This is a genomic window from Pseudomonas sp. GM102, assembly GCF_000282555.1.
Lineage (GTDB): Bacteria > Pseudomonadota > Gammaproteobacteria > Pseudomonadales > Pseudomonadaceae > Aquipseudomonas.
In genome coordinates this window covers 1-25,308 of record NZ_AKJB01000009.1, presented here as the reverse complement: position 1 = coordinate 25,308, position 25,308 = coordinate 1, and the positions used below count along the sequence as shown (strand labels likewise).

17 protein-coding genes are annotated in these 25,308 nt (G+C 57.9%); 3 read left to right on the top strand and 14 right to left on the bottom strand.

The window, feature by feature from the left end:
- Window positions 1-55: 55 nt before the first annotated feature.
- Window positions 56-874: an aldo/keto reductase gene (locus PMI18_RS26985; RefSeq protein WP_007895176.1), complete on the bottom strand. Its 819-nt coding sequence runs from the start codon at window positions 872-874 to the stop codon at window positions 56-58.
- Between the two features lie 122 nt (window positions 875-996).
- Window positions 997-2,280: an NTP/NDP exchange transporter gene (locus PMI18_RS26990; RefSeq protein WP_007895174.1), complete on the bottom strand. Its 1,284-nt coding sequence runs from the start codon at window positions 2,278-2,280 to the stop codon at window positions 997-999.
- Between the two features lie 122 nt (window positions 2,281-2,402).
- On the opposite strand from PMI18_RS26990, the gene PMI18_RS26995 reads away from it, so the two are divergent.
- On the top strand, window positions 2,403-3,191 hold the full coding sequence (locus PMI18_RS26995) for an alpha/beta hydrolase (RefSeq protein ID WP_007895172.1): 789 nt from the start codon (window positions 2,403-2,405) through the stop codon (window positions 3,189-3,191).
- 1 nt (window position 3,192) lies between these two features.
- Here PMI18_RS26995 and PMI18_RS27000 read toward each other — a convergent pair whose 3' ends face one another.
- From PMI18_RS27000 to PMI18_RS27010, 3 genes are all read right to left on the bottom strand, one after another.
- A complete protein-coding gene (locus PMI18_RS27000; RefSeq protein ID WP_007895169.1) occupies window positions 3,193-3,705 on the bottom strand; it encodes a DUF6644 family protein in 513 nt (170 codons plus the stop codon).
- A complete protein-coding gene (locus PMI18_RS27005) occupies window positions 3,705-4,055 on the bottom strand; it encodes a DUF6152 family protein (RefSeq protein WP_007895167.1) in 351 nt (116 codons plus the stop codon). Before PMI18_RS27005 ends, PMI18_RS27000 begins: the two co-directional genes overlap by 1 nt.
- A 122-nt stretch (window positions 4,056-4,177) precedes the next feature.
- Complete coding sequence (locus tag PMI18_RS27010) at window positions 4,178-5,083, bottom strand: LysR family transcriptional regulator (protein ID WP_007895165.1); 906 nt, start codon at window positions 5,081-5,083, stop codon at window positions 4,178-4,180.
- A gap of 130 nt (window positions 5,084-5,213) precedes the next feature.
- On the opposite strand from PMI18_RS27010, the gene PMI18_RS27015 reads away from it, so the two are divergent.
- Together PMI18_RS27015 and PMI18_RS27020 are read left to right on the top strand one after the other, a co-directional pair.
- Window positions 5,214-6,650, top strand: a complete 1,437-nt coding sequence (locus PMI18_RS27015) for an amidase (RefSeq protein ID WP_007895164.1) — start codon at window positions 5,214-5,216, stop codon at window positions 6,648-6,650.
- A 563-nt stretch (window positions 6,651-7,213) separates the two neighbouring features.
- Window positions 7,214-9,151 carry an AAA family ATPase gene (locus PMI18_RS27020; RefSeq protein WP_007895163.1) on the top strand — a complete coding sequence of 646 codons (1,938 nt, stop codon included), beginning with the start codon at window positions 7,214-7,216 and terminating at the stop codon, window positions 9,149-9,151.
- Between the two features lie 68 nt (window positions 9,152-9,219).
- Here the strand turns inward: PMI18_RS27020 and PMI18_RS27025 are convergent, their stop codons facing one another.
- The 9 genes from PMI18_RS27025 to PMI18_RS27065 all read right to left on the bottom strand — a co-directional run bounded on the left by PMI18_RS27025 (window position 9,220) and on the right by PMI18_RS27065 (window position 25,264).
- Window positions 9,220-12,324, bottom strand: a complete 3,105-nt coding sequence (locus PMI18_RS27025; RefSeq protein ID WP_007895161.1) for a type I restriction endonuclease subunit R — start codon at window positions 12,322-12,324, stop codon at window positions 9,220-9,222.
- Complete coding sequence (locus PMI18_RS27030) at window positions 12,321-13,373, bottom strand: PDDEXK nuclease domain-containing protein (protein ID WP_007895160.1); 1,053 nt, start codon at window positions 13,371-13,373, stop codon at window positions 12,321-12,323. Before PMI18_RS27030 ends, PMI18_RS27025 begins: the two co-directional genes overlap by 4 nt.
- Window positions 13,370-14,683 (bottom strand): restriction endonuclease subunit S, encoded by a 1,314-nt coding sequence (locus PMI18_RS27035; protein ID WP_007895159.1) that lies wholly within the window; start codon window positions 14,681-14,683, stop codon window positions 13,370-13,372. Before PMI18_RS27035 ends, PMI18_RS27030 begins: the two co-directional genes overlap by 4 nt.
- Window positions 14,673-16,349, bottom strand: a complete 1,677-nt coding sequence (locus PMI18_RS27040) for a class I SAM-dependent DNA methyltransferase (protein WP_007895158.1) — start codon at window positions 16,347-16,349, stop codon at window positions 14,673-14,675. The genes PMI18_RS27035 and PMI18_RS27040 overlap by 11 nt, the downstream gene beginning before the upstream one ends.
- Before the next feature lie 143 nt (window positions 16,350-16,492).
- Window positions 16,493-17,536 carry a restriction endonuclease gene (locus PMI18_RS27045; RefSeq protein WP_007895156.1) on the bottom strand — a complete coding sequence of 348 codons (1,044 nt, stop codon included), beginning with the start codon at window positions 17,534-17,536 and terminating at the stop codon, window positions 16,493-16,495.
- 78 nt (window positions 17,537-17,614) lie between these two features.
- A complete protein-coding gene (locus PMI18_RS27050; RefSeq protein ID WP_007895155.1) occupies window positions 17,615-18,430 on the bottom strand; it encodes a YfaP family protein in 816 nt (271 codons plus the stop codon).
- A gap of 3 nt (window positions 18,431-18,433) precedes the next feature.
- Window positions 18,434-20,053 carry a DUF2300 domain-containing protein gene (locus PMI18_RS27055; protein ID WP_007895153.1) on the bottom strand — a complete coding sequence of 540 codons (1,620 nt, stop codon included), beginning with the start codon at window positions 20,051-20,053 and terminating at the stop codon, window positions 18,434-18,436.
- 1 nt (window position 20,054) lies between these two features.
- Entirely contained in the window at window positions 20,055-24,629 is a 4,575-nt protein-coding gene (locus tag PMI18_RS27060; protein ID WP_007895151.1) for an alpha-2-macroglobulin family protein, read from the bottom strand.
- Window positions 24,626-25,264 carry a DUF1175 family protein gene (locus PMI18_RS27065; RefSeq protein WP_033035696.1) on the bottom strand — a complete coding sequence of 213 codons (639 nt, stop codon included), beginning with the start codon at window positions 25,262-25,264 and terminating at the stop codon, window positions 24,626-24,628. The genes PMI18_RS27060 and PMI18_RS27065 overlap by 4 nt, the downstream gene beginning before the upstream one ends.
- Between the last annotated feature and the right edge of the window lie 44 nt (window positions 25,265-25,308).

The window sequence follows — 25,308 nt, the reverse complement described above, 5'->3', positions numbered from 1 at the left end:
CAAAACCTGTGGGATTGCGCTTGACTGACTGGTATTAATCGCCCCGCCAACGGGCCTAGCCCACCAAGGCCATCAACTGTTGGCGTTGCGCATCCGTCAGCATCGGGCCGAAACCTGCACCGGCGTTTTCCGCCATGTAGCGCGGGTTGCTGGTGCCGGGGATGACACAGGTCACCGCCGGATGAGCCAGCAGGAACTTAAGCGCCAATTGCGCCCAGCTAATGACCCCCACTTGCGCGGCCCATCCCGGCAGCGGTTTGCCTTTCAATCGCGCGAGCAGGTCACCGCCACCGAAAGGTCGATTGCAGATCACCGCCACACCGCGCTCGCGACACAGCGGCAGGATCCGTTTCTCGACGCCGCGGTCGTCCAGGGCGTAGTTGATCTGCAAAAAGTCCAGCGGCTCGGCTTTCAACACCGCTTCCACTTCGTCATACGCCGACGCCGTGTAATGGGTGATGCCGATGTAGCGGATACGCCCTTCTGCCTTCCATTGGCGCAGGGTGGGCAGGTGGGTTTTCCAGTCCAGCAGGTTGTGAATCTGCATCAGGTCGATACGGTCTGTCTGCAATAGCTTGAACGACTGTTCCATCTGCGCGATGCCTTCTTCGCGACCCTGGGTCCAGACCTTGGTGGCCAGAAACGCAGGCGAACGAGGCCGATGGATCGACAGCAATTCACCAGTCGTCTGCTCGGCGCGACCGTACATGGGCGAGCTGTCGATCACCGTGCCGCCCTTCTCGAACAACGCTCTGAGTACAGCGGGCAACTGCTTGTAGGCGGCGTCGGATGGCGCGACATCAAAGCCGCGATAGGTGCCCAACCCGACCATGGGTAACGGCTCGTTGCTGGAAGGAATGGCTCGGGTCAGCATGTTCTTGCCTCCTGTTTCCGTCGACGGCGCCGATGCGGCATAGGCCGGATCGAAGGTGAAGACCGCCGAAACACCGGCAGCCAGCGTGAGTAGTCTTCTACGCGTGAAGACAGCAGGATCGGTCATGGAATTCCCCCTGGCTGTTCATTCATGGTCGCCCTTTGCTCTTGTCGTCTGGCCAGCCACAGACATAACCAGCCCCACAGCCCGGCGAACGGCACAATCACCACCGCCACCAGCCCAAACCCCGCACCCAGTGCCGTCAACCCGGCGGAAAGCCAGCCACTGGCGGCATCACCGCCGCGATACACCAGGGTTTCGATCACATTCTTGGCCTTGTACTTTTCCTCGCGGCTCACCACCGTCCACAGCACTTCTCGCGCCGGGCGCACGATGGCGAACTCGACGGCGCGGCGCAGCCCTTGCGCCAGCGCGACGGTTGCCGGCACGGGCGCCAGGGCCATGGCGCTAAACGCCACGATCGTCGCCAGCGGCAACGCCACCAGCGCCCCGCCGATACCGACCAGGCGGATCAACGGCGCGGTCAGCAGCAGTTGAAACAGCAACGTCAGCGCCGACACGATCAAATCAACGATGGCGAAGAATTGCGTCCTGCTGGCCACATCAGCATAGCTGCCAGCCACAATTCGTCCCTGTTCGAAATACAGCAAGGTCGCGGCACTGGTGTGCAACAACATGAACAGCACCAGCCCCATCAGATAGCGCGAGCGCAGGATCAGTGTGATCCCGGCCAGCATGCTGCCGCCCATACGCCGCTCATCCAGCCAGCGACTGCCAGACTGCGACGCTGTGCGCGACAACAGCGCCCGATAGCAACGCACCGCACATTCCAGCAGCACGGCCGCCGCGACGGTCAACGCCATCGGCCCAAGATGTGTGGCCATGGTCGCGGCCAGCAACGGCCCGATGAACGTGCCCAGCGTGCCACCCGCCGCGATAAAGCCGAACAGCCGCCGCCCTTGCTCGCTGGAAAAGCGGTCGACCAGCACGCTCCAGAAAATCGAAACGATGAACAGGTTGTAGATGCTGATCCAGACGAAAAACACCCGCCCTACTGTCACCGCCGCAATGCGCTGAGCGATCAACACGCCAAACACCAGCATCGACAAGGCAATCAAGCGGTAGATCAACGGCACGAAGCGCATGGCAGGCAGCCGCGAAACCAGCGCGCCAAACAGCGGCACCATCACCAGCATCACCACGAACGTGGCGGTGAACAGCCACTGCAACTTGTCGGCACCGCCTTCAAGGCCCAAGGCATCGCGCAAGGGTCGCACCAGGTAATAACTGGCGAGCACGCAGAAATGGAAGGCGAAACCCAACATCAGGGCCGTTCGTTCGCACGGCAGAACCTTGACCCATTTCAGCGCGTCGCTGGCCGTCATGGGACGGCGCCCGGATACAAGCGTCGAATCTTGGACATCGGTGCGCTCCCCGTACCGCAACTGTCGATGTACTACACTCTGACAGCGCTCAAGCGATAGCCGTCGTCAGGCCAGAGCAGTCCATGTCGTCCACTAAACTTAGCCGAATGTCGCGCCCCCTGATGTCTCTCTTCGCATTCATTGCCGTTGCGTACCTGGTGCTCTGCGCGGCGCTGTTCGTCTTTCAGCGCGCCCTGATCTACTACCCGCAACCCCGCGCCATTGATGCGCCCGAAACACTGCTGACGCTGCAAGTCGCCGATGCGCAAGTGCTGGTGACCGTCAGGCCGCACGACGGCCCAAAGGCATTGATCTATTTTGGTGGCAATGCCGAGGACGTTTCCCGCAGCCTGCCCGTGTTTTCGCAGGCCTTTGCGGATCATGCGATCTACTTGCTGCATTACCGAGGCTACGGTGGCAGTGCCGGGTCGCCGTCCGAGGAGGCGATTCAGCAAGATGCTATGACCTTGTTCGACATGGTTTACAACACCCATACCAATATTGCGGTAGTCGGGCGCAGCCTCGGTTCCGGTGTCGCCGTGCGCCTCGCCAGCCAACGCCCGGCCTCGCGGCTGATCCTGATCACGCCCTACAACAGCCTTGAAGACCTCGCCGCCCGCCAGTTCCGCTGGTTCCCGGTGAAGTGGCTGCTTCGGGACAAGTTCGAATCCTGGAAATACGCCGCTCACATCACCGTACCGACGCTGTTGATTGCCGCCGAGCACGACGAAGTCATACCGCGCTCAAGCACGGACCAGCTCTACACCCATTTCGCCAAGGGCGTGGCCTCGCTGCAAGTGATACCGGGCACGGGCCACAACTCGATATCCGAGAGCCCGCAATATCTCCAGCTGCTGGGTTCGGCGTTGTGAGTCAGGTATAGGCCAACAGTCGGCCGCACAGCACCACCGTGACCCATAACCCCATCGAAAGCACTGCCTGCACTTTGGCCATTGCAGGTGCCGCGATGTCTGTGTCCCACCGGCCGACTGAACGGTAAACACCGACGTGAAAAAGGGCTGCGTTGAGGCCCGCCGTCGCGATCAGGCACAGCTTTAAAATGAAAATATTATTGGTGGCGAAGTCATGGGGATGGGCGGAAAACATCATCAGGCCAGCCGGTACGATCAATACCAGGGCAGCGACGGACCATCTCAGCAGATGGCGAGCCAGCGCCGTCACCGGGATATCTTTGGACAGCCCAAGCACCCGCAGATCGAACATGAAAACCGAGCCGACCAGCACCACGAAGCCAATGATATGAACCACCTCGACTATCGGGTAAAGCCACAACTCACTGCGCATGGCCAGCCCGAGTCGCGAGTCATCCAACCAGTCCAGCCAGCTATCCGGACCTGTCCCCGCGCGGGCACTTGTGGTGTCCATCAGCGCAACTCGGTGGTTTTATCGCCGATGGTGATGCGCTCTGCTCGCAGTTCATCGGGCTTGTTTCGATTCGGATAGCCGACCACGGTAGCCGTCGTGCCGACATTCAGCATGTCCTTGGACAGCCCACGGTTCTCCATGCGCGAGGGTGGTGCCAGAACGATGATCCACGTCTTGTCGGCTGTTTTGAGACGCAAGAGCCCGTGCGGATGGGAATAACCGGATTCCTCGATGGTTCCGTTCAGCTGCATGGAGTTGCTGGAGTCGTATTCACTCCAGCCGTGATGAGCGAACGCCGCAGTGGCCACCAGTAGCGATGACAGTCCGATGCTTCTGAGCAAGACTTTCATGATGCGGTTCTCCTGTTTTATCCGCAGCTGCTGGGGCTACGACAACGGTGTTTGGCAGGTTTCTCCTTTGGCGAGACGAAAGCGTAGGCTAATCGTCGGAAAGGAAAAACACTGGACGAGACTCAACCTCCCAACGCCGCCATGTGCGCCTTCAAAAACCCGATAAACGCCGTCACCTTGGGCGACGGCAAATGCTCCCGAGCCGTCACCGCATTCAGGTCCTGTGGCGGCCCGATCCATTCCGGCAGCACCCGGCGCAGTCTTCCCGCGTCCACATCGGCCTGCATGCTTAGATCCATGCCCAGGCTCAACCCTTCGCCGGCACACAATGCATCTTTTAGCAGAGCGGGATCGTTGGCGATGATGGTCGGCTCAACCCGATAACTGCGCATTTTGGCGCCAGCCTTGCGCAACGGCCAAACGTAACCCACATCGCGCCGAGCCTGATGCAGCACCAATGTGCGGTGTTGAAGCAGTTCGTCCGGCGTCGCCGGCAGGCCGTGGCGCTCGATGTACTCAGGCGCAGCGTAGATGCCCGTGGCGTAACTCGCCAGGCGGCGGGCGACCAGACTGGAATCCGGCAAGGCGCCGAGGCGCAGCGCCACATCAACCTCCTCGCCGACCAGATCCAGCGGCACGTGGGACGCCAGAATTTCCAGTCTGATGTGCGGATACGCCTGACGAAAACCGGCCACCAACGGTGAAAACCAACTGACCCCGAACGAGTACGGCACCGTCACCCGCAGCCAGCCGCGCGGATCATCGCGCAGTTGATGCACTGCCAGCTCGGCGTGTTCCAGGGTAGTGGCGATGTCCTTACACTGGTCAAAGTAAACCGCTCCCGCCTCGGTCAGGCTCAACTGGCGCGTGGTACGGCGCAACAACTGCACACCGATGGCCTGTTCCAACTCGCGTACGCGGCGACTGACGGTCGTCTTCGGAATCTGCAAGGCATGGGCCGCGGCGGTGAAACTGCCCAACCTCACCACGCGCACAAACACCAGCGTGTCATTCAAGTCCCGGATCATTCGAACCACCTGCGAGGTAAAAACAAGATGGCTCAATTGTGCCACTGACGGCACATTTCATACCGCTTTTGTGGGCTAATCAGCGCTGCGGGCGGCACCTATCATCGGGGCTCTCAACTGGAGAACTCCCATGAATCTGAACGAATATGCAACCTACGACGGTATCGGTCTGGCGCAATTGGTGGCTTCTGGCGAAGTCACGTCGGCTGAACTGGCGGAGCTGGCCATTGCCGCCGTACAACAGGTCAACCCGCAAATCAACGCGGTCATTGAACACTGGTCGCCCACTGTCTCCGAGGGCACGGGGCCGCTGGCCGGTGTGCCCTTCCTGATCAAGGACCTGGCGATTACCTCGGCCGGCCGCCGCGTTGAGCTGGGCAGTCGATTGGCCCAAGGCCTGGTGGCCGAGTCGGATTCGTACCTGATGCAACGCTTCAACGCCGCCGGCCTCGCCACCCTCGGGCGCACCACCACCCCGGAAATGGCCTTTAGCACCGAGACCGAATCCGTGCTCCAGGGCCCGACCCGCAACCCGTGGGACACTCGGCTGTCGGCCGGCGGATCGAGCGGTGGTTCGGGTGCCGCGGTCGCTGCCGGCATCGTGCCGATTGCCCATGCCACTGACGCAGCGGGTTCAATCCGCGTACCGGCATCTTACAACGGGCTGGTCGGGCTGAAACCGACTCGCGGCAGAGCCTCGAACGGCCCGGCGCTCGATGAGGTATTCACCGGTTTCGGCGTACAACTCGGTCTGTCGAGAACCGTGCGCGACAGCGCGGCGTTGATGGACATCGTCCAGGGCTATGCGCCGGGCGATCCTTACTACACCGCCGCACCGGCCGAAGGTTTTCTGGCGCAGGTGGGACGCGATCCAGGACGCTTGCGCATCGGCCTGCTCGACACACCGTGGAACGGCGCCGCACTGGATCCCGAGATTGCCGAGGCCACCTTGTCCGTGGCCCGCGAACTGGAAGCGCTCGGTCATCGCGTGGAACGAGTGACCGCACCACTCGGTACATCGTGGGATTCATTCGTCCAGGCCAACGCCCACATCTGGTGTGCCACCCTCGTGCGCTGGATCGACGGGCTCGCCGCCACCACTTCACGGCCCATCGACCTGAGTACCCTGGAGCCCGCCACCCTCGCCTGCTACGCCTATGGCCTACAGGCCCGCGCCGTGGAGTTCGCCGGCGCGCTGGAAGTGCGTAATCTCATCGCCCGCAGCGTGGCCGGTTGGTTCGACGACTTCGACGTACTGCTGACGCCGACCCTGCCGCGCCTGCCCCACGCCCTCGACACCTACAGCCGTGGAGCGCAAACCATGGACGGTTTGCAATGGACTGCGCGGGTCTTCGAGCACTCACCGTTCACACCGGTATTCAATGTGGCGGGGACGCCGGCGATGTCGTTGCCGCTGGCCATGTCCCGCGAGCAGGGTTTGCCCATCGGCCTGCAATTTGCCGCACGATTCGGGGCTGAGGAGGTGTTGTTGCGGTTGGCCGGGCAGTTGGAACAGGCGCTGCCGTGGCATGAGCGCAGACCGCAGATCTGGGTCGGCGATGATTGAGTCAATGCCCCGACAATAATCGGCAGGGGAACGGCCGGTTAAAGCCGACGCTTCCTCGGCCCCCCTACGCACAGCCATAATCAAATGCAGGCACGCAAATACCCACCTGACGGACGCTTGTGCAATCTTCAAATACAACAGGCTACTAAACCCGACCACTGATTGGCAGTGGCAGGGAAACGATAGAGACCTAGGACAAGGCGCACAAGCCGGCGGATTCTGGCGTAGTCGAAGGCAACGACGCAAGGATGTGTAGCCTGTATCTGGAAATGTCGATTAAACAATGCTTGTTTATCGGTCTTACTGTGGGTTTTGTAGTGGATGGACCGACCTCTTCGCAAGCAAGCCCGCTTGTATGTTTAGACTTGAAGGGGTGGGTGGGAGTGAGAGATTTCTAATGTTTGCAGGAAAGCATAAAAAGATGTGTCAGATGCTTCCTAAGTGAAGCCTGCTACGGTGAAATCGGTGCTTGTCTTGCTTCCCCGAATTAGCTGACTCCGCGTATCCTCATCTGATAACTACGGCTATCGCCAAGTGGCGAATTGACTAACCCAGGAGGGGAAATGCCTAGCGAGTACCAAGACGATAACTCTTACCTGCCATTGTCTTACGAAACCGCCGAAGTATTAGCCGGGCTCGTTTCCCCGCTAGACACCGCATCTCTGGAACGGTACTCGGTAGCCGAGCTGGCTGCGGCTCTTCTCATACAGAAAATCCCTGCGCTCTCTAGAGCTAATAGAAGCGCAGCAGGCGTTGAACGATCCCTAGCAGAGATGATTGAGATAGGCCGGCAACTCGAAGAAAACCAGAAATCGAGCTTTTCAGGCCTTGTGGCACAAAAATTCAGTCCACCATTGTTCGGACAAGGGCTTGATAAACTTCGTAGCCTATCGATTCAGTTGCTGCCAAAAGACGATGTTGAAGAAGCCGACTTTCTCACTGCTGAAGGCGCATGGGACTTCGAATTCCGTCATCGGTATATCATCCGAAGTAATCCCTACACCGAGTCATTTTTAACAGCTGACGAGCAAGAATTTTTTCTAACAAACCCCCAATCCCGTATTTTCCAGCTATTCCGATTTGAGAATGATGAACACATGAATTTGCAAGCGCTTGCCGGTACGGGCAAGACGCATATGATTGAAACGCTTTTGGCGTCGCTTTCACATTGGAATCCATTGGTTCTTGCATACACCAGCGTTCAGCTAGACGCGCTGCGTGCTCGCTTAGGTCCTGCACTTAAGCATGGTAAAACCTTTGGATCTCTGGCCATCGATCTATTAGAACAAGATCGTACAAAGCCAAATCGTCAAGCTGGGTACAGGGGAAAACTTTCTTATCAACTAAGTGATGAAGTAGCTGCTGAGAGACTAGGTTTTCAATCCGTGGGCAATATCTCCCCCACCCGAGTAGCGCAAATTTGTCGGCGAGCAGTAATCAGTTTTTGCAATACAAATGCGGATGAAATCGGTGAAGAGCACTTCCCGCCCCTTGACCTTTCATTTTCCGCTCTCGACTGGGCTGTATTGGTGCAGTACGCAAATCAGCATTGGCAACAAACGATAGAACCAACAGTTTCAGGCATCAACTTGCCTATTCGCGGCTACCACCGCATAAAACATTTATCACTCCTCCCTGAATTAGTACTTAGCAAGTTCTACACGCATGTCATTGTTGATGAGAGTCACGATCTTTCAGCACCCATGCTCCGATTTCTGGATCGATGCTCTCAGCCCACCTATACACTGGGTGATGTCTGCCAACGTCTTGAAGGCATGGCCGCCCGGCGTGGAGGTCACATTCGCCAGCGTGAAGTATCTCTATCAGTTCGAGCGGGAAAACAAATTGAGGAAGTTCTAAACCCCTTGATTCAAGCGCATCCCACCGCTTCGGTTGCCCCGTTAGTCGGCAGTCGCCATCGGTCCACCCGGGTCAGTTACTACGACCGCCCGGCAGTACCTGATCGACCGACGACCATCCTTGTCAAATCTGAATGGGGTTTGTTCGAATGGTTCCAACGCTTAAGTAAAGGTGGAGCTCACTTTAGTTTGCTAGCGGGAGCCCAAAAAAACTTCCGAGACTTCGTACTCAGTTGCATTGAACTTTACCATTTTGGTACTCCACCCTTACATCCAAAACTGTTCCGCTTTTCAAGCTGGGAAAGCCTCGCGGAATTTTTTGAGAAAAACCAAGCCTTCCGTAATATAGAAGCCATGTTAAAGAAGGGTTACAACTCACGCGACTTCGAACGATCCCTAATGTCATTGGAGCAAAACGGCGCTGCGCCAATCCAGTTGGGTCGTGTAGAAGATGCTCGCAACATGGAGCTGGACTCGGTGATGCTTACACCAGATCTGCTAACACCAGTGAAAAAAAACGATGTGACGTCCGCCTCTCGCACTTTTTCAGCACTCTACACAGGCGGCTCGCGAGCAAGATTTGAAGTAATAGTCCCCGGATACCTCCGAGATTGGGCGCTGGATCAAACTATTAAAAAATAACCACGCAGCAGGCTGTAAACAGGCACAACGTCCATCAGATACTCTGATGGTTGCTGTGCCATTCGCTCCTACGCCCACGCTTCACACAGAGCCTCTGCCTGTTCAAGAATCAGCTTGGTAGCTTCATCCTGCTGGTCAGGTGGATACTTGTATTTGCGCAGGATCCGTTTGACCAGCAAACGAAGCTTCGCCCGAACGCTCTCACGATTGCTCCAATCCACCGTAACGTTCTGCCGAAGGCTCTCGGTTAATTCGTGAGCAATTTTGGCCAGGATTTCGTCGCCCAACTCACGAACCGAAGACTCGTTATTCGCCAAGGCATCATAGAACGCCAATTCGTCATCATTCAGCCCAAGCTGATCACCGCGCTTGCTGGCCGTCGCGAACTTTTTAGCCATCTCGATCAGCTCTTCAATGACCTGAGCCGTTTCGATGGATCGGTTCTGATAACGCTTGATTACGTTATCCAGCAACTCAGAAAACTTCTTGTCCTGAGCGAGATTCGTGCTGAAACGGCTCTTGATTTCGCCCTCAAGCAACCGCTCAAGCAGCTCCACGGCGAGGTTTTTTTCGGGGAGGTTACGGACCTCGGCGAGAAAGTCATCGTCCAACAGGCCAATGTTGGGTTTGTCCAGGCCAACCGCTTGGAACACATCAACCACTTCACCCGAGACCACCGCGTTGCCAATGATCTGGCGGATCGCTAACTCACGCTCTTCGTCGGTCTTTTTCTGCTGGCTCACATCGCGCTTAATCAAAATAACTTTGATCGCCTGAAAAAAAGCTACCTCCTCGCGCACCGCTTTGGCTTCGTCCAGGGTGCAACACAAGGTGAACGCCTTGCTCATGGCCAAGGCAGCATCAGCAAAGCGTTTTTTCCCGTCCTTGAGCCCCAGCACATGGTTGGCGCCCCCCGCCAACAACTTGTGACCACCTTTCAAAAAGTCGCTGTAGTCAAAGCCATGCAGGAAACTACGAAGCAAATCGAGCTTTTCCTCAAGTACCGCATAGGCCTCGTGCGCATCAACTGTTGGTCGCCCTTTTCCTTTACTCGCGGTGTATTCCTTTAGCGCGGCTTTTAACTCGTTGGCGATGCCAATGTAATCGACCACCAAACCACCCTGCTTGTCCTTGAACACCCGATTGACCCGTGCAATGGCTTGCATCAGGTTGTGGCCTTTCATCGGTTTATCCACGTACAAGGTATGCACACAAGGAGCGTCGAAACCGGTCAGCCACATGTCACGCACGATCACCAATTTGAGCGGATCCGCGGGGTCCTTGAATCGTTTCTCCAGACGCTTTTTCACCTGCGCCGGATAAATATGCGGGCGCAACAGAGCCTTGTCCGAGGCGCTCCCCGTCATGACGACTTTGATTACCCCCTTTTCCGGGTCTTCGTCATGCCACTGCGGACGTAGCGCCACAATCTCGTTGTACAGATGCACACAGATTTCGCGGCTCATCGCCACAATCATCGCCTTACCGTTTTGCGCCTGACTCCGTTCCTCGAAATGCGCCACCAAATCCTTGGCTACGCTTCGAATTCGAGGCTCGGCACCCACGACTTTCTCCAGAGCCGCCCAACGGCTCTTCAAGCGCGACTGTTGATCCTCTTCTTCGTCTTCGGCCAACTCGTCGACTTGATCGTCAATGGTCGGTAGCTCACTGGCCTTCAGGGATAGCTTGGCCAAGCGCGACTCGAAGTAAATGCCAACGGTCGCGCCATCGTCTTTGGCCTGCTGCATGTCGTAGACATGGATGTACTCACCAAACACCGAGCGAGTATCACGATCCTCGCTGGACACCGGCGTACCGGTAAACGCCACAAAGGTAGCGTTCGGCAATGCGTTACGCAGATGCTCGGCGTAGCCGACCTGGTAACGGGTTCTGGTTTCGGCGGCTTTATTGACATCAGGCGCTTTCAGCTCGGCATTAAAGCCGTATTGAGTGCGATGGGCCTCATCAGCGATGACTACGATGTTGCGGCGAAGAGACAGCACGGGGAAGCGGTCTTCGTCCACTCCGGGCATGAACTTCTGGATCGTGGCGAACACGATGCCGCCACTAGGGCGATTGTCCAACTTGCTACGTAAGTCACCACGAGTCTCGGCCTGCACCGGCTGCTCACGTAACAAATCCTGCGAAAGTGAAAACACCCCGAATAACTGACCATCCAGATCATTGCGGTCTGTGATGACCACAATGGTTGGATTTTCCATCGCAGCTTCTTGCATCACCCGAGCAGCGAAACACGTCATCGTGATGCTTTTGCCCGATCCTTGGGTATGCCAGACCACGCCCCCCTTGTGGGTTCCACCAGGGCGGGACGCAATTACCACTTGCTGGATGGCCGCACGCACCGCGTGGAACTGGTGATAGCCGGCAATTTTCTTCACCAGACGACCGTCGTCCTCGAATAACACGAAGTAGCGCAGGTAATCCAATAGCATCTCAGGGGCGAAAACGCCGCGAATCAGCGTCTCCAGTTCATTGAACTGGCCTAATGGGTCCAGGTCCTGGCCGTCGATGGTGCGCCAGTTCATGAAGCGTTCGGCATCCGCTGACAGAGACCCCATGCGAGCCTCAGTGCCGTCGGTGATGACCAGTATTTCGTTGTACTGAAACAGATCTGGAATCTGTTCCTTGTAGGTCTGAATTTGCTCGAAAGCCTTCCACAGGTCGGCATTCACATCAGCCGGATTCTTCAGTTCCAGCAACACCAATGGCAATCCATTGACGAACAAAATGATGTCTGGCCGCCGAGTATTTTTAGGCCCCCGGACAGGAAATTGATTAACCGCGATCCAATCGTTGGCCTTCACCTGTGCCCAATCGATCAGGCGAACGAAATCACCCCGAGTCTCGCCGTCCTTCTGGTACTGCACCGGCACACCGCCAACCAACAAACGGTGAAATGCCCGATTCGCCGACATCTGCACCGGAACGCCCAAGTCCAGTACTTGCTTGAGCGCATCTTCACGCGCGGCTAAAGACACTTTAGGATTGAGCCGATCAATTGCGCTGCGCAGGCGTCCCACCAGCACCACCTCACGGTAGGTGTCGCGCTCGGGGCTTCCTCCGTCGGGGGCAATCGTGGGTCCATAGACATGGGTGTAGCCCAGTTCGCCCAACCATCCGAGAGCTTCTTGCTCCAACTGGTCTTCGGTCATTGCAGTTCACTTCCTGTGTCCATGTCGCCGGCCAGCTCCGCTTCGATTTCAGCGATGCTAGGTAGTTTGCCGCCCAGTGTTTCGGGCAGGTCACGCAATAGTTGGTATTCAGCCACGCCAATCGGCTTATCGATACCAGACAACGCGTATTCGGCAACCAAACGGTTCTGTTGCTTGCACAGCAACAGCCCGATGGTGGGATTGTCATCCTCGGCTTTGATCTGCGCGTCGACGGCAGCCAAATAGAAATTCAATTGGCCGGCATGTTCCGGTTTGAACGCCGTAGCCTTGAGCTCCACCACCACATAGCGCTTGAGCCGAATGTGGTAGAACAGCAAGTCGATGAAGAACTCGTCACCACCCACCTCCAGACGAAACTGTCGGCCAACAAACGCGAAACCTGCACCCAGTTCCAGCAGAAAACGGGTGATGTGGCGGATCAGCCCATCCTCGATTTCCCGTTCCTGGGCGTCATGACCCAGACCGAGGAAATCGAACAGGTAGGGATCCTTCAACGTTTCATGGGCCAGCGCTGAGTCGGCTGCCGGTAAACGCGCGACGAAATTGGTGACCGCAGCGCCTTGGCGTTGTTGTAGGCGACTTTTGATGTTCAGCTCTAGCGTGCTGCGAGACCAGCCGTGTTGCACGGTTTGCGATGCATACCACTCGCGCTCGGAGGGACTGTCCAGCTTAGTCAGCAGGGTCACGACATGGAACCAGGGCAATTGGTCAGCAGGCTGCTGACCAAATTGAACATCCGGGCAGTGTTGCGCAAAAAAGCGCATGTATTTCAGATTGCTGGACGACCAGCCGCGCATATCGGGAAACGCGTCTTTCAGATCAAGAGCCAGGCGGGCTATGACTTTCGCGCCCCAGCCTTGTGACTCTTGCCGCTGTTGAATCTCGCCCCCTATGCGGTGATAGAGCTGAACCAGTTCGGCATTAACCGCCAATGCGGCCCGTTGCCGGGCATGAGTGATGTCACTTTTCAGTTGGGCCAGCCAGGTGGCGTAGCCCTCTGGTAGTGCGGGGGGCGAGGTTCTGGTCATGCACATGCCTCCTCGACCAGTTCCTCGGCTTCGGGGAGGCGGAGTTGGCCGGAGATTAGACGGGGGAGCAAAGTGTCGCGGAGTTGGATTAGGGTTTGTATCTGTCGCTGATCACTTTGAACTTTTTGAAGCAATGGGTTAGCTATTTTCTCAAAAGCACCTACGACATCCAAAGGAGGACTCAACACGACAAGGCCTTTTATGTCTGGGGCACTTAAACTCGGAAAAACTGACCCCGTCGTCTTGGCAAGCAGTCTCTCCAGTCCAAAATTTATAGTTTGATAAATGAATGTCGGCGCATCATGGAGTGATCGTATTGCACAAACACCACGCCCGATACAGTACTCACCATCGGAAATAACTCTGCGTCCAGTTGTCGAGCCGCGCACACAAAAAATCAAATCGCCCGTTTTGGAAAGTCTACTGGCCGAGTCAGTCCACTTTGTACGCACGGGAAAATACTCCCCAAACTCAACTGGACCATTAATTAAAGGAACACCAACCCCAACATCGTTATAACTGTCTCCTTTTGGGGATAGCCCCATAACAATCGTAGAAATATCACTCAGATGTCTCCACATCCACCCTTTAGGAACGACTCCATACACCGACTCCTCGAAACCATCGGAAAACAGCACAGCATTGGCATCATCCATACCTTGAGGCTTAAGTCCTTTGGACTTGGCATGCACGGGGTCAAAATCGAAGAACCAGGATTTGAATAGCGATTGAGTAATAGCTTCCAAAGTGACGTTGGTCTTGCGTAGTAGAGCAATACGATCATCAAAAGCACCAAGAATTGCAGCAATATAAAGCTGTACTTTTAGAGGGGGCAAATTGATCGGAACGGCCGAGAGAATTCCCGTGTTTAGGTTCGGCATGGTCGCGCCAACGGCGTGGCGAATCAGCCACTCTTTGGTTTCTGGAAGCCGAAGGTAATACGAAATAAATTTAGCGGCCGCAGTGGCCTCATTCCCCAACCTGACTTTTAGGCAACCGGTTCCGCAGAGCCAACCTACCTCGTGCGGACGTACCAATGCACTCTTGGTCACATCACCGCGACGACTGAACACGATATCCCCGACCCTCAACTTATGTTGGGATAAACGCTCAACATCAAAACTGTCAATTCGTGCGATACCAGCTTCATCTATTCCGCTTTCACCAAGGTTTGTTGGCATCACAACAGGAATGCCAACCCTCTTGTAGTCCGACGTATGAAGTTGACTTCCAAAGGGCCCTGTCTGAATAGCACCGCCTTGAGCCTCACAAACTGCACCCAATGTCGTAGTTTTCCATTCAAATCTCATAGCCCAGCCCCCCCAACTTCTGTCGGATCAATTGATCAAGCTCTGCCCCCTTGGCCATCTGCTCCCCTAACAAGCCCGTGAGGCTCTGCATCTTGTCAGCAAAATCTTCGTCGTTATCCTCAACGGTTTCAGCGCCAACATAGCGTCCAGGAGTCAACACATAATCGTGCTCGGCGATTTGGGCGAGGATCACGCTGCGGCAGAAACCGGGGATGTCAGCGTATCCCCCAATTTCACCCCCAATATCCCACGGCTCACCACGCCAATTAGCAACAGTTTGAGCAATTAGCTCGATGTCACTTTCAAGAAATTCAATCTGTACCCGACTGACGTTCGATCCGAGTTTCCGCGCATCAATAAACAGCACCTCGCCAGGACGTTTAGCTTTCTGTTTGGTAAGGAACCACAAACAAGCCGGAATTTGAGTGTTTAGAAACAACTGCCCCGGCAACGCAACCATCACCTCCACCACATCCGCCTCAACCATCGCACGGCGAATATCACCCTCACCGCTCTGATTCGAACTCATCGAACCATTGGCCAACACAATACCCGCACGCCCACTCGGCTTAAGGTGATAAAGCATGTGCTGCAACCAAGCGTAGTTAGCATTGCCTTGCGGCGGTGTGCCATACACCCAGCGCGGATCACCTTCCAGACTGCCGTGCCACCAATCGCTGATATTGAACGGCGGATTGGCCAATACAAAATCAGCACGCAAGTCCGGGTGTTGGTTTCGAACGAAACTGTCTGCCGGCTCCTTGCCGAGGTTGCCCTCAAAACCATGAATCGCAATGTTCATGGCTGCCAAGCGCCAGGTCGTGGGGTTGGACTCCTGACCATAAATGGACGCATCGCCCCGCTTACCACCATGGGCCTCAATAAACTTTTCCGACTGAACGAACATACCGCCAGAACCGCAGCAGGGATCGTAAACAATGCCGTGATGCGGATTGAGCACAGCGACCAAGGTTTTGACGATGCTGGCGGGGGTATAGAACTGGCCGGCGTTCTTACCTTCGGCACGGGCAAACTGGCCAAGGAAATACTCATACACCTGCCCTAGCAGATCCCGGGCCTTGCCAACGTCCGAGCCGAAGCCAATGGTCGAAATCAGGTCGACCAACTCACCCAATTTGCCGTCCGGCAATTCAACACGGGCAAAACGCTTGTCGAGCATGTTCTTGAGTTTTGGGTTTTCCGCTTCAATGGCGCTCAAGGCTTCGTCGATGCGTTTGCCGATATCAACCTGTTTGGCCGCTGCACGGATCGACTCCCAGCGTGCCACTTCCGGCACCCAGAAAACGTTGACTTCACGGTAGTAATCGCGATCTTCCAGTTCACCAGCCAACAACTCAGCCGCGTCAGTTCCCAGATAGTAATCGTCGCTGGCGTCGCTGAATTTGCCTTCCAACTCAACTCGGCGCCCGGCAAAGCTGTCAGAAATGTACTTGAGAAAAATCAGGCCTAGCACGATGTGCTTGTACTCACCTGCATCCATGTTGGCGCGCATTTTATCGGCCGAGGCCCAGAGCGTTTTCTCCAGATCCGGCATCGTGGTGGTTTGCACCTTCTGTTTTTTGACTTTACGTGCAGGAGACTCTTCCACAGCAGACTCAAAACGCTCCCGCGCTTTGCTCAAGGCTTGCTCGGCCAGACTCGTCATTTACAGCTCCAACAGCCCCCGCATTGCAGGGACGACATAATGGGCGTTCCCACGGATAAGCGTGGCGCGCAGGAAAAAACGCTGATTATCCTGCATATGAGGTCACTCTGGGAGAATTACCTTCTGGTCGATCCGATAAGAGGTCAAATCTCGTCAGTCAGCGCCGCCGTCCATATACGCTTGAGCGGAAGCTCAGACTTGATGCTTTCATCGAGTCGGTCGTAATACAAAAACAGCTGATCCAGCAGATCGTTTTGATTCCAGAGGCGCAGGCAGAAGAAGCTCGAAGCCAATTCCTTTTGCACGTTGCCGCGATAACCGCCCCACGCCACAAACAGCCCCTGATTGGCGTTGAACTTGCGCATCGCCCCTAGCAGTTTATCGACGGTCGGCCTGTCGACTAAACCAGTACCCGATTTCACCTCGACACATATGGCTTGTTCCCCAAAGCCCATCACGCCATTGCTGGCCAGTATATCGACCCCGCCGTCAGCGCCCTCCGGACTCTGCCAAACACTGAAACCCTGTGCCCGTAAAATCGCTGAGACCAAGGAAGTAAGGCGATGACCTTTAAAGCGTCGCTCGATCAGCCGAACGATATGATCCTTACCGGTTCGCTCCAGGTCGGTTTCCGCCTCCTCGACAGCAACTTCGTCCGACGCTGTCGCAACATCCATGACCAATTGCTGCAATGTTTCTGGCTGCCAACGATTGCTTGCCATGGAGCGAATGCGTGCTTCGGCATTGTTACGCTGAATTCGGCAAATGGTCATAAACGCGCCGAAGCTGTAGAGCAGATCTTGCGAAAAGTTAGAACGAGGAATTGCCTCACCTATCCAACGAACCCCACGCCAATGGAAGAACGGCTCAGGGCCTTCGCTCTCGAATTGATAGCTGCCAACAAGCTCACCGATATACACAACCGGCTGGGTTTTGAGTGGCATGACAACAAGATCGCCTGCTTGCATACGTTGAGCAAACGGCCAGACCTGACTACTCCAATTCACCAACGTTTTGGGTTTGGCCTCCGGATATCGTTCTGCCAATGCAGCCAGAACTTGCTCACGTTGCGTGAAGCCCCCCAGATCCACATCCAGCAGATCCCACGTCACATAGACGCGGCGCTCGCTGATGAACTTATCCTCATATTCCCCAACGGAACCCGCTCGTACTAACCAGACAGCCATCAGTTTTGCTCCTTGCCGGATTCTTCACCGTACGATGTCCGAAATCGGTACACAGCACAATTGGCTGATGATGCGCGATCACGGATAACTAAACCCCTTAACCAACGTCAACTCCCCCACCGCACGCATCGGCACCAGGAACGTTTCCATCTTCTCGTTCGGCGTCCCCTCCTCCGTAATAACCGTGATCTGCGCCGTGGTCAGCGGCTGGACCGCATCCTCCTGCCCCTCTTCATCACTGCGATACCCACCACCGTAGTAGTTCACGTACACCAGGTATTGCCCCTTGATCGGCGCCGGCATGGCGAAGATTTCCGGGCCGTAGCCGGTGGTGACGTCGACGTCGAGTGCGCCGCCGTTGGCCGCGACGCGGTTGCCGTACCAGATGTGGCCGCCGTCAGGCGTGACGAGGTGCAGGTCGAGGTCGGTGCCGTCGCTGTCCCAGGCCAGCAGCACTCGCAACTTGGCCGGGGTGGCGCCGCCGCTGGCATTGAGGAACTGCGTGCGATGGCGTTGTTGGCCATCGGGGCTGCGGACTTCAACGCTGTTGCTGCCGTTGGGGAATGAGAACGGGCGATCGTAGCGGCCGGCGGGGTCGATTTTCAGCGGCATGCTGACGCCGTTGACGATCAGCTTGCCGGGCTCATTGCCCTTGGGCGTGGATTTGATCTGGCCGGTAATGCGAGCGGTATTGGCCTGCCCCACCGGTGTGTTGACCGAGGACGCCGGGTAATTAACCGTCTGACGAAAGTTTTCGCCTTCGCCTTCGGGTGCGCCTGTGCGCCAGCCGCCGACGGGCGTGTCGAGTTTGACCGCGCTATCGGCGGCGAACGTGGTCGGCCATACGCAAAAGGAACAAAGGAACAGGAGGACCTGTGGGTAACGGAGTTTCATGGCCTAATCCAGCAAGAGGTGGCGGGCGAGCCCTTCGATGTAGGTTTCATCCTGGCCGTTGGGGTGTGCTTCGAAGGCCAGGTGCAGGTATTCGTGAGTCAGGTCGAGGCGGTCTTGCAGCGACAGCACGCCGCGCACGTAAATGCGCTGGCGTTCGCGATCGACAAAAGGACGGCCGAAAGCCAGGCGGCAGACGGCGAAGGTGTTGACTTCGTTGTAGCCAACCTCGCTTTCCAGCCGTGGTCGCCAGCCGCGGCGTTGTTTTTGCAGCCAGTCTTGCGCAGCGGGCAATGCATCGCAGGAAGCCACTGGATTGTCCCAGCGACTGAGGCTGGCGCGCGGGTAAGCGTGCAGCAGGATGGCGTCATAGCGTTGACCGGCATTGGCCTGTTCGACGGCTTGCAGCCAGGAGAGCTTGTCCGGCCCCGGTTGGTCGGAGTGATAGGTAACGTCGCTGCCGGCCAGGACCAGGTCGCTGGTCCACGCGGCGATGTTGCGTGATTCGGTCGCGGCCGGGCGTGGGGCGACGCGCTGTCGGCTGCTGCTGTCGTCGATGCTCAGGCAGTCGCCGTTGCGGGTGGCGTTTTGCAACAGGTAGGTGCGGATCGCGACACTCAGGGCTTTGGCGGCTTCGGCGGGTTCCGGTCTGGCTTCGCGCTGCAGGACGCGGGCGACGTATTCTTCGCGGTCCAGACGGGCGACGAGTTTGTCCTTGAGCAAGAACAACTCGCCGTCGCTATGGATATCGAGTTGATTGCCGTTGGCGAACTCGACGCGATAGTCGCCTTGCAAGAGCCCGGGCGCTAATACGCGATCCCCCGACAGCACGCGTTTCAGCGGATAACGTGCGAACAGGCCGACCTCGACGCACTTCCCCGCTTCGGCGGGCCATGACGAAGGCAACACCGTCGCCAGTGCCTGACCGTAATTGCGCAAGACCATTTGACTGGTGCCGCGCCCACCGGCCCAGATCGGTGTGCCGTCTGCCGTCCAGCCAGCGAACCCGCCCTGGCGTGACGAAGGGTCCTGATCCCCCAGCCAGCTCCAGGTTTTTACCCGCAACCGGCCGCCAAGCTCACCGACGACATTGCCGTCAGCCGCATTCAGCACCACATCAAGCAACACCCGCCGCGCCTGATCCTGCGCGGGCATCACGGCCAAGACCTTCAGCAACTCAGCCACCGAAACCCGGGTCTGCGGTTGCAACGACGGCAAATCCAGCAACCAGCTCGGCGCTTGTCTCGCCTGCCAATACTCGCGCCATTCAGCGCCGGCAATGCCCAGGCGCGAAGGCTCGAAATACAACCCGCAAGACTTCACCAACGCCTGATCGCGCTCAATCCTGCCGCCCGCCGTGCAGCAATACACTTCTTCCTTCGATTGCCCGCGACATTCATAAGCCGGTTCACGCGCGCCGGTGTCCACCAGCCAGCCGTAGACAAACAGCTTCCACAAGCTGCCCAGCGGCGTCTGCAGATCAGCAGGCAATGGCTGACGCGAGATCACCTGAGTCTGACTCAACGAAAGCCATTCATCCTTGAAGCCCAGTCGCAACGGTTCGTCCTGCGCTGTCGCCAGCGCAGGCATCAAACACAACAACCACCAGACCAGACGCCGGGTCATGTCAGTGGACCGTGACCTGGCCGAGCGCCGGTTTCTGTTCCTGAGCCTGATGCTGTGGCGCATAGACCTGGGTGAAACGCACCGGCGGCAGGTTGAACTGACCCTTTTGCGAGAAACGCACCAGATGACGCAGGCGCAATTCACCGCTCAAGGCATCCACCGGGATCGCGTAGGCCATTTGCCCCGGTTCGAAGCGGGCTTTCTCCAGCGAAGTCGGCTCAGTGCCGGCCTTGCCCATCAGCTTGATGCCCCACGTGGTGCGCTCGACGTCCGCGCCCGGTGGCAGCGGCACTTCGAGCATGCCGTAGCGCAGCGGTTTTGCGGCTTTGCTGGTGATGATCACTTCATCCAGGTACAGGCTGTCGCTGGACAACGGTTTGGTGCCGACCGCTTCGAGTTTGAACTCGAACGCTTCATCACCCGGCACCAGACGCGACAGACGACGGGTGATGGTCACGGCCATCGGGTCTACCGGCGGTTGCTTGCTCTGGAAGCTCAACGCAGCGCGAAGCGGGCGCTCTTGCGTCCCGCTCAGCGACAACGTTGCAGGTACGGTTGCAGCCCCCTGCCACGTCCAATACATCTCACCGGTATCACCGTACTTTTTCTTCCAGCCTTCGCCCGGTGCCAGCGCGATGGTAGGTGAGGCCTGTTCGATGCTGCGTTGCAGCCAGGTCAGCGCCAAGGCGCGTTCCAGGGTCGATTGCTGCGGCAACAAGCGTTGCAACAGGGCTTGCGCATGCGCCTGATCAAAGGCTTGCAGCGACAGGTTCAACGCTTCGACAAACGGCTGGGAACTGGCGGCCACTTGTTGTTGCGCAGCGTCCAGTTGACGACTGAACGCCTCCGGCAGATTGACCTTGGCCTGACGCGCCAGAGAGGCGGTCAACAGCCGAGCGCTGGCCAGCCCCAATGCCGAGTCCGGATCGTTCATGACGAGGCTCTCTTCGCCATCGTCCATCACGCTCGCCCCATGACCTTCGCCGGCTTTCACCAAATCGTCGATCAAACCGCTGAGCAGCGTGTTCACCGGCAATTGCATCTGTTTGGCAAACGACAGAATCAGCGCCCGCTGCAACAGTGGCGTGTTCTGCGACTGCTTGGCGTACACCTCCAGCACCCGCTGCCAATGCTCCGGCGGCAGGCTCAGTTCCAGCGCTTTGCTGGCGTGCCAGTCGGCGTAATAGGCATAGGCGGTGAGGAACGCATCCGGCTCACCGTCAAAACCCCACCAGGTGAAGCTCGCCGACGGGCCGGCCATTTGTACCAGCCGCAGGCGGCTGTTCTGCATGATCAAACGCAAGCGATCGCGGATCTGCGGGTTCGACGATAAGGTCGGATAAGCGATGCTCAATGGCAGCAAACGGCTGGCGGTCTGTTCAACGCCGCCATACGGATAGCTCAGCAGATCATCGAGGGCCGAACGGAACAGCGCTTGCGGGCTGTCATCCAGACGCAGGCGAATATCCGTGGCGTCTGCCGGCAAGGTCAACGGCGTATCACCGCTGGCCACGTCCAGGCTTTGGCTTTGCGTTACCTGCCAGCCTTCGCCGGTCGCGGTCAGGCGCACGGCCAGGGCATCAGCGGTTTTGCCGTCCTGCACCAGCTCGGCGGTCCACTCGCCATTGGCCACTGTGAACGCGGGCAAGGCGATGTAGTTGATACCGTTGTTCAACGTGACCGGCACCCGTTGCTCGGCGCCCGCGTAATGAATCACCAGCTCAGCCTTGACCGGTTTCTCGGCCTGGCTGAAAGCGAACACACCGAGGTCCGGTTTGTCGCTGTTGCGGAACTTGGTCGGGCCGCTCCACTTCAGGTACAGCGGTTTTTCCGAGCGCACGAACTGCTTCTTCTGCCCGACCTGGCCGTCATCGGCGATGGCCCGGGCGGTGATGCGCCAGCGGGTCAGCGAGTCCGGCATTTTGAAGGTAAAGCGGGTTTTGCCATTCGCATCGGTGATCAATTCAGGCTGCCACGCGGCGGTGTCGACGTCTTCGCGACGTGGCCGTTCCAGCACTTTCACCCCGCGCTCGCTGCGGTTGGCTTTGCCCGGCGCGCCTGGGCTGCCCGGCAATGCCACGTCGTAGCTGATGAACGACAAACTGGCGCTGGTGCGCACGTTGTTGCGGCGTGGGTGGTAGAAGAACTGGTCGATGGTCGGCGCGACTTCCGGTTGCAGGGCGTAGACCATCTCGTCCACGACACTGACCGTCAGGTGCGCCGGAATGGCTTTACCGGCGAACTGGGTAGCGAGATCGACGGTAACGGTATCCCCTGGTTGATACGCCTCTTTGTCGGTGGTGATTGCCACGTCGATCTGCGGCGCAACCACTTTGATGCCGGCGTTCTGGAAGCTGTATTGGCCACCCTTGGTGTAGAGCACAGAGAAGGTCAGGTTCGGCGCGAAGGTGTCCTTCACCAGGATGCGTGCGCGGTATTGGGTGTCGCTGATTTTTTCCATCTTCAGCCAGTCGCTGCCCTTGGACAGCAGCGCCGTGGCCTCGACCTTGTCGCGTTCCAGCGACAACAGCGCATCGATAATCGGCTCGGGGAAAGTGATCAACGCGAGGGCTTCATCGCCGGCCTTGTACTCGGGTTTATCGAGGACGATTTCCACGGTGCCGGGCACGGCTTTAACGCCATCGCCAGTGACCGAATGACCGGTCGCGCCAAGCACGCGGCCGTGATCATCTTTCAGCGTCAGGTTGTAAGTGCCCGGACGGTCGAAGGCCAGGATGAAACCTTTATCTTTGGCGGTGAGTTTACCTTCGCCAGTGGTTTGATCTTCGAGTCGCACCCAGCTGTAGCTGCTCGGGTTGACCGCTTTGCTCTGCTCGCTGCCACCTTCGTTGGCATAGCTGAAGACAACCTTGCCGCCCACCGCGCTGAACCGCTGCGGCGCGCTCAGGCGGAAACTCGCAGCACCGCGATCGATGAGGATTTCCTTGGTGGTCTTGACCCGATACGCCGCACCATCGCTGGCAAACACGGTGAGCATGTAGCGGCTCGGTTTCTCGGCGGCAGGCAGGTCGAGGCTGGCGTTGCCCTTGGCGTCAGTGGTCAGTTCGGCGCTGGTCAGCTCCACCGGGAATTGCCCGAGGTATTGCAGCTCGTTATCGACCATCGACAATTGTTGGGCGCGCAGGCTCAGGCTCAACTTGGCGTTGGCCACCGGTTTGCCGTCCGGGTACAACAGCACCAGACTGCCCTTCACCGGTTCGCCGGTGCGGTAATCCTGCTTGGCCAGGTTCAAGGAAATCTCGAAGTGCGGCTTGATGTATTCAGCGACACGGAAGGCGCTGCTGTAGGCCTGGTCCTTGTAGCTGAAACGCAGTTCATAACCGCCTGCCACGGCGTTGTCCGGCAACTGGAAACGGCCCTGAGTACCGGCCTTGGAATCAAGTTTCAGCGCCAACGATTGCAGCGCGGTACCGGTAGCATCAAGCACGGTCACATTGACGTCGGCAGCGGTCGGCGCCACGGAATCCCGCGCATTCTTGAACTCGCGACCGACGATTTTCAGCGACACCCAATCCCCCGGCCGATACAGCGGCCGGTCAGTGAATGCATAGAGTTTGGTGTCGTAGATTTCGCTGTCGTAATAGAAGTTCTCGGAGACGAACACCCCGCCCTCTTCGTCCTCGCCAATCACGAACGAACGCTCCGGGCTGACATGTTTCAGACGCAGCAAACCGTCGGCGTCAGTCGCGCCACTGCTCATCACGCCCAGGCCGTCGGTCCACAGCACATTGACCTTGGGCACCGAACTGCCTTCGTGTTTGCGCGCGGCCCACACCAGCAATTCATCGCCAGCAATCTTGCTCACGGCCACGGTGTTGGAGACGAAAACCATGGTGGTCGCGCGGTATTTGCCGACCAGTGCTTCTACCAAATACAAACCCGGCTTCAGGTTACCCAACGGGATGTACACGTTGCCCGGCGAGACACTGACGAACTCGCTGGAAGAACCGGCCAGGTTCACGCCCTCAGGCGGCTGGATCGGTTTGGCTTGCCACAGCGGATAACGGAATTGGCTGACCACCGGCAGGCCCGGAATCAACGCGAATTGCGGCTGTGCGTCGTAAGGCGTTGGCGCGGCGATGGCGGTGCCCATCTTCAGTTCCGGCACTTCCTCGGTGACTTGTTTACGCGATTCGTAGGAAAACGCCCGCTGCATCACCCGACGGGATTTGCGGTACCAGTTGTCCCACAGGTACGCGAGGGTGTTCGACAGGCCTTCGCCCTTGAACTGGCCGTCGCTGACCACGCGGTGCAGGTTCTTCTGGCGCTTGAGGAAATCCAGCGGTTTGTCGATGCGATACACGCGAATATCCGCGCCGCCGTAAGGTTCCATGCGGAACCGGCGGTAATCGCGGCCCGGCGCTTCGAGGCGAACCATCGCCTGTTCGTCGCTGGCGAAACTGCTGTCGGCCAGCAGGAAAAAGCTTTCACCGGCCACCGGCGTGTAGCCGCTTGGCTCGACGGTGTCTTCGGCGTTGACCGTGGCTAAAGGCGCCAAAAGGGCCAGCAGCAATGGAATTCGAGAGCAAATGCGCAGCATGCGGGCACCGATCATTGGGAGAGGAAGTTCAGTCGATAGACGCCGATGAAGTTGGGGTTGGCTGCGTCGGGTATCCATCGGGTGTCCTTCCATGTCATGAGTTGTTGCAGGCTTGCAGAGCGCATGCCGTTGTCAGTGGGGGTGGTAGTGCCGGTGTGATAGGCGATGAAGCGGCCCATCCAGATCATCAGGTGCTGGTCGTCGCCCTGATCGAAAAACATCAAGTCGCCGGGTCGGGCCTGGGCCACATCGCGGCCGACCAGATGACTGTTGAACTGAATCAGCTTGATCGCGTTGACGTACGGCCCGACCTTGCCGCCGCCCTGCTGCCATTGCTGGGCGAGGCCGCGTTGGGCGTCGCTCAGCTGCAGTTCCGGCGGCAGGTAGCGATTGGACAAGCCATTGCTGCGCAGCCATTTATCGTCATGGACTTTCAGCGCTTCGTTGGCGGCAAACCGCACCAGCCCGGCGCAGTCCTGCTGATACCAGCGCGGGCTCGGGCCTTGGGTCAATTGTTCCTGGGCGATGCGCACGAACCAGGCGCGGAACACCTGGGATTGCTGCGGGTCGAGCGCGGCGGCTTCGCTGGCAAAGGTGCGAGTCCCCAGCAGCAACGCCAGCAGGCCGAGGCCTCGGATGAGTGTGGTCACAGGGCTTTCCACTCCAGCGGCAGCCACTGCCAGTGGCCGGCGGG

Coding starts and splice junctions, on each gene's coding strand:
- PMI18_RS27020 (WP_007895163.1), top strand. CDS start 7,214: ATGCCTAGCGAGTACCAAGACGATAACTCTTACCTGCCATTGTCTTAC.
- PMI18_RS27030 (WP_007895160.1), bottom strand. CDS start 13,373: ATGACCAGAACCTCGCCCCCCGCACTACCAGAGGGCTACGCCACCTGG.
- PMI18_RS27040 (WP_007895158.1), bottom strand. CDS start 16,349: ATGACGAGTCTGGCCGAGCAAGCCTTGAGCAAAGCGCGGGAGCGTTTT.
- PMI18_RS27000 (WP_007895169.1), bottom strand. CDS start 3,705: ATGGACACCACAAGTGCCCGCGCGGGGACAGGTCCGGATAGCTGGCTG.
- PMI18_RS27045 (WP_007895156.1), bottom strand. CDS start 17,536: ATGGCTGTCTGGTTAGTACGAGCGGGTTCCGTTGGGGAATATGAGGAT.
- PMI18_RS27050 (WP_007895155.1), bottom strand. CDS start 18,430: ATGAAACTCCGTTACCCACAGGTCCTCCTGTTCCTTTGTTCCTTTTGC.
- PMI18_RS26995 (WP_007895172.1), top strand. CDS start 2,403: ATGTCGTCCACTAAACTTAGCCGAATGTCGCGCCCCCTGATGTCTCTC.
- PMI18_RS27010 (WP_007895165.1), bottom strand. CDS start 5,083: ATGATCCGGGACTTGAATGACACGCTGGTGTTTGTGCGCGTGGTGAGG.
- PMI18_RS27055 (WP_007895153.1), bottom strand. CDS start 20,053: ATGACCCGGCGTCTGGTCTGGTGGTTGTTGTGTTTGATGCCTGCGCTG.
- PMI18_RS27035 (WP_007895159.1), bottom strand. CDS start 14,683: ATGAGATTTGAATGGAAAACTACGACATTGGGTGCAGTTTGTGAGGCT.
- PMI18_RS27005 (WP_007895167.1), bottom strand. CDS start 4,055: ATGAAAGTCTTGCTCAGAAGCATCGGACTGTCATCGCTACTGGTGGCC.
- PMI18_RS26985 (WP_007895176.1), bottom strand. CDS start 874: ATGCTGACCCGAGCCATTCCTTCCAGCAACGAGCCGTTACCCATGGTC.
- PMI18_RS27015 (WP_007895164.1), top strand. CDS start 5,214: ATGAATCTGAACGAATATGCAACCTACGACGGTATCGGTCTGGCGCAA.
- PMI18_RS26990 (WP_007895174.1), bottom strand. CDS start 2,280: ATGACGGCCAGCGACGCGCTGAAATGGGTCAAGGTTCTGCCGTGCGAA.
- PMI18_RS27025 (WP_007895161.1), bottom strand. CDS start 12,324: ATGACCGAAGACCAGTTGGAGCAAGAAGCTCTCGGATGGTTGGGCGAA.
- PMI18_RS27060 (WP_007895151.1), bottom strand. CDS start 24,629: ATGATCGGTGCCCGCATGCTGCGCATTTGCTCTCGAATTCCATTGCTG.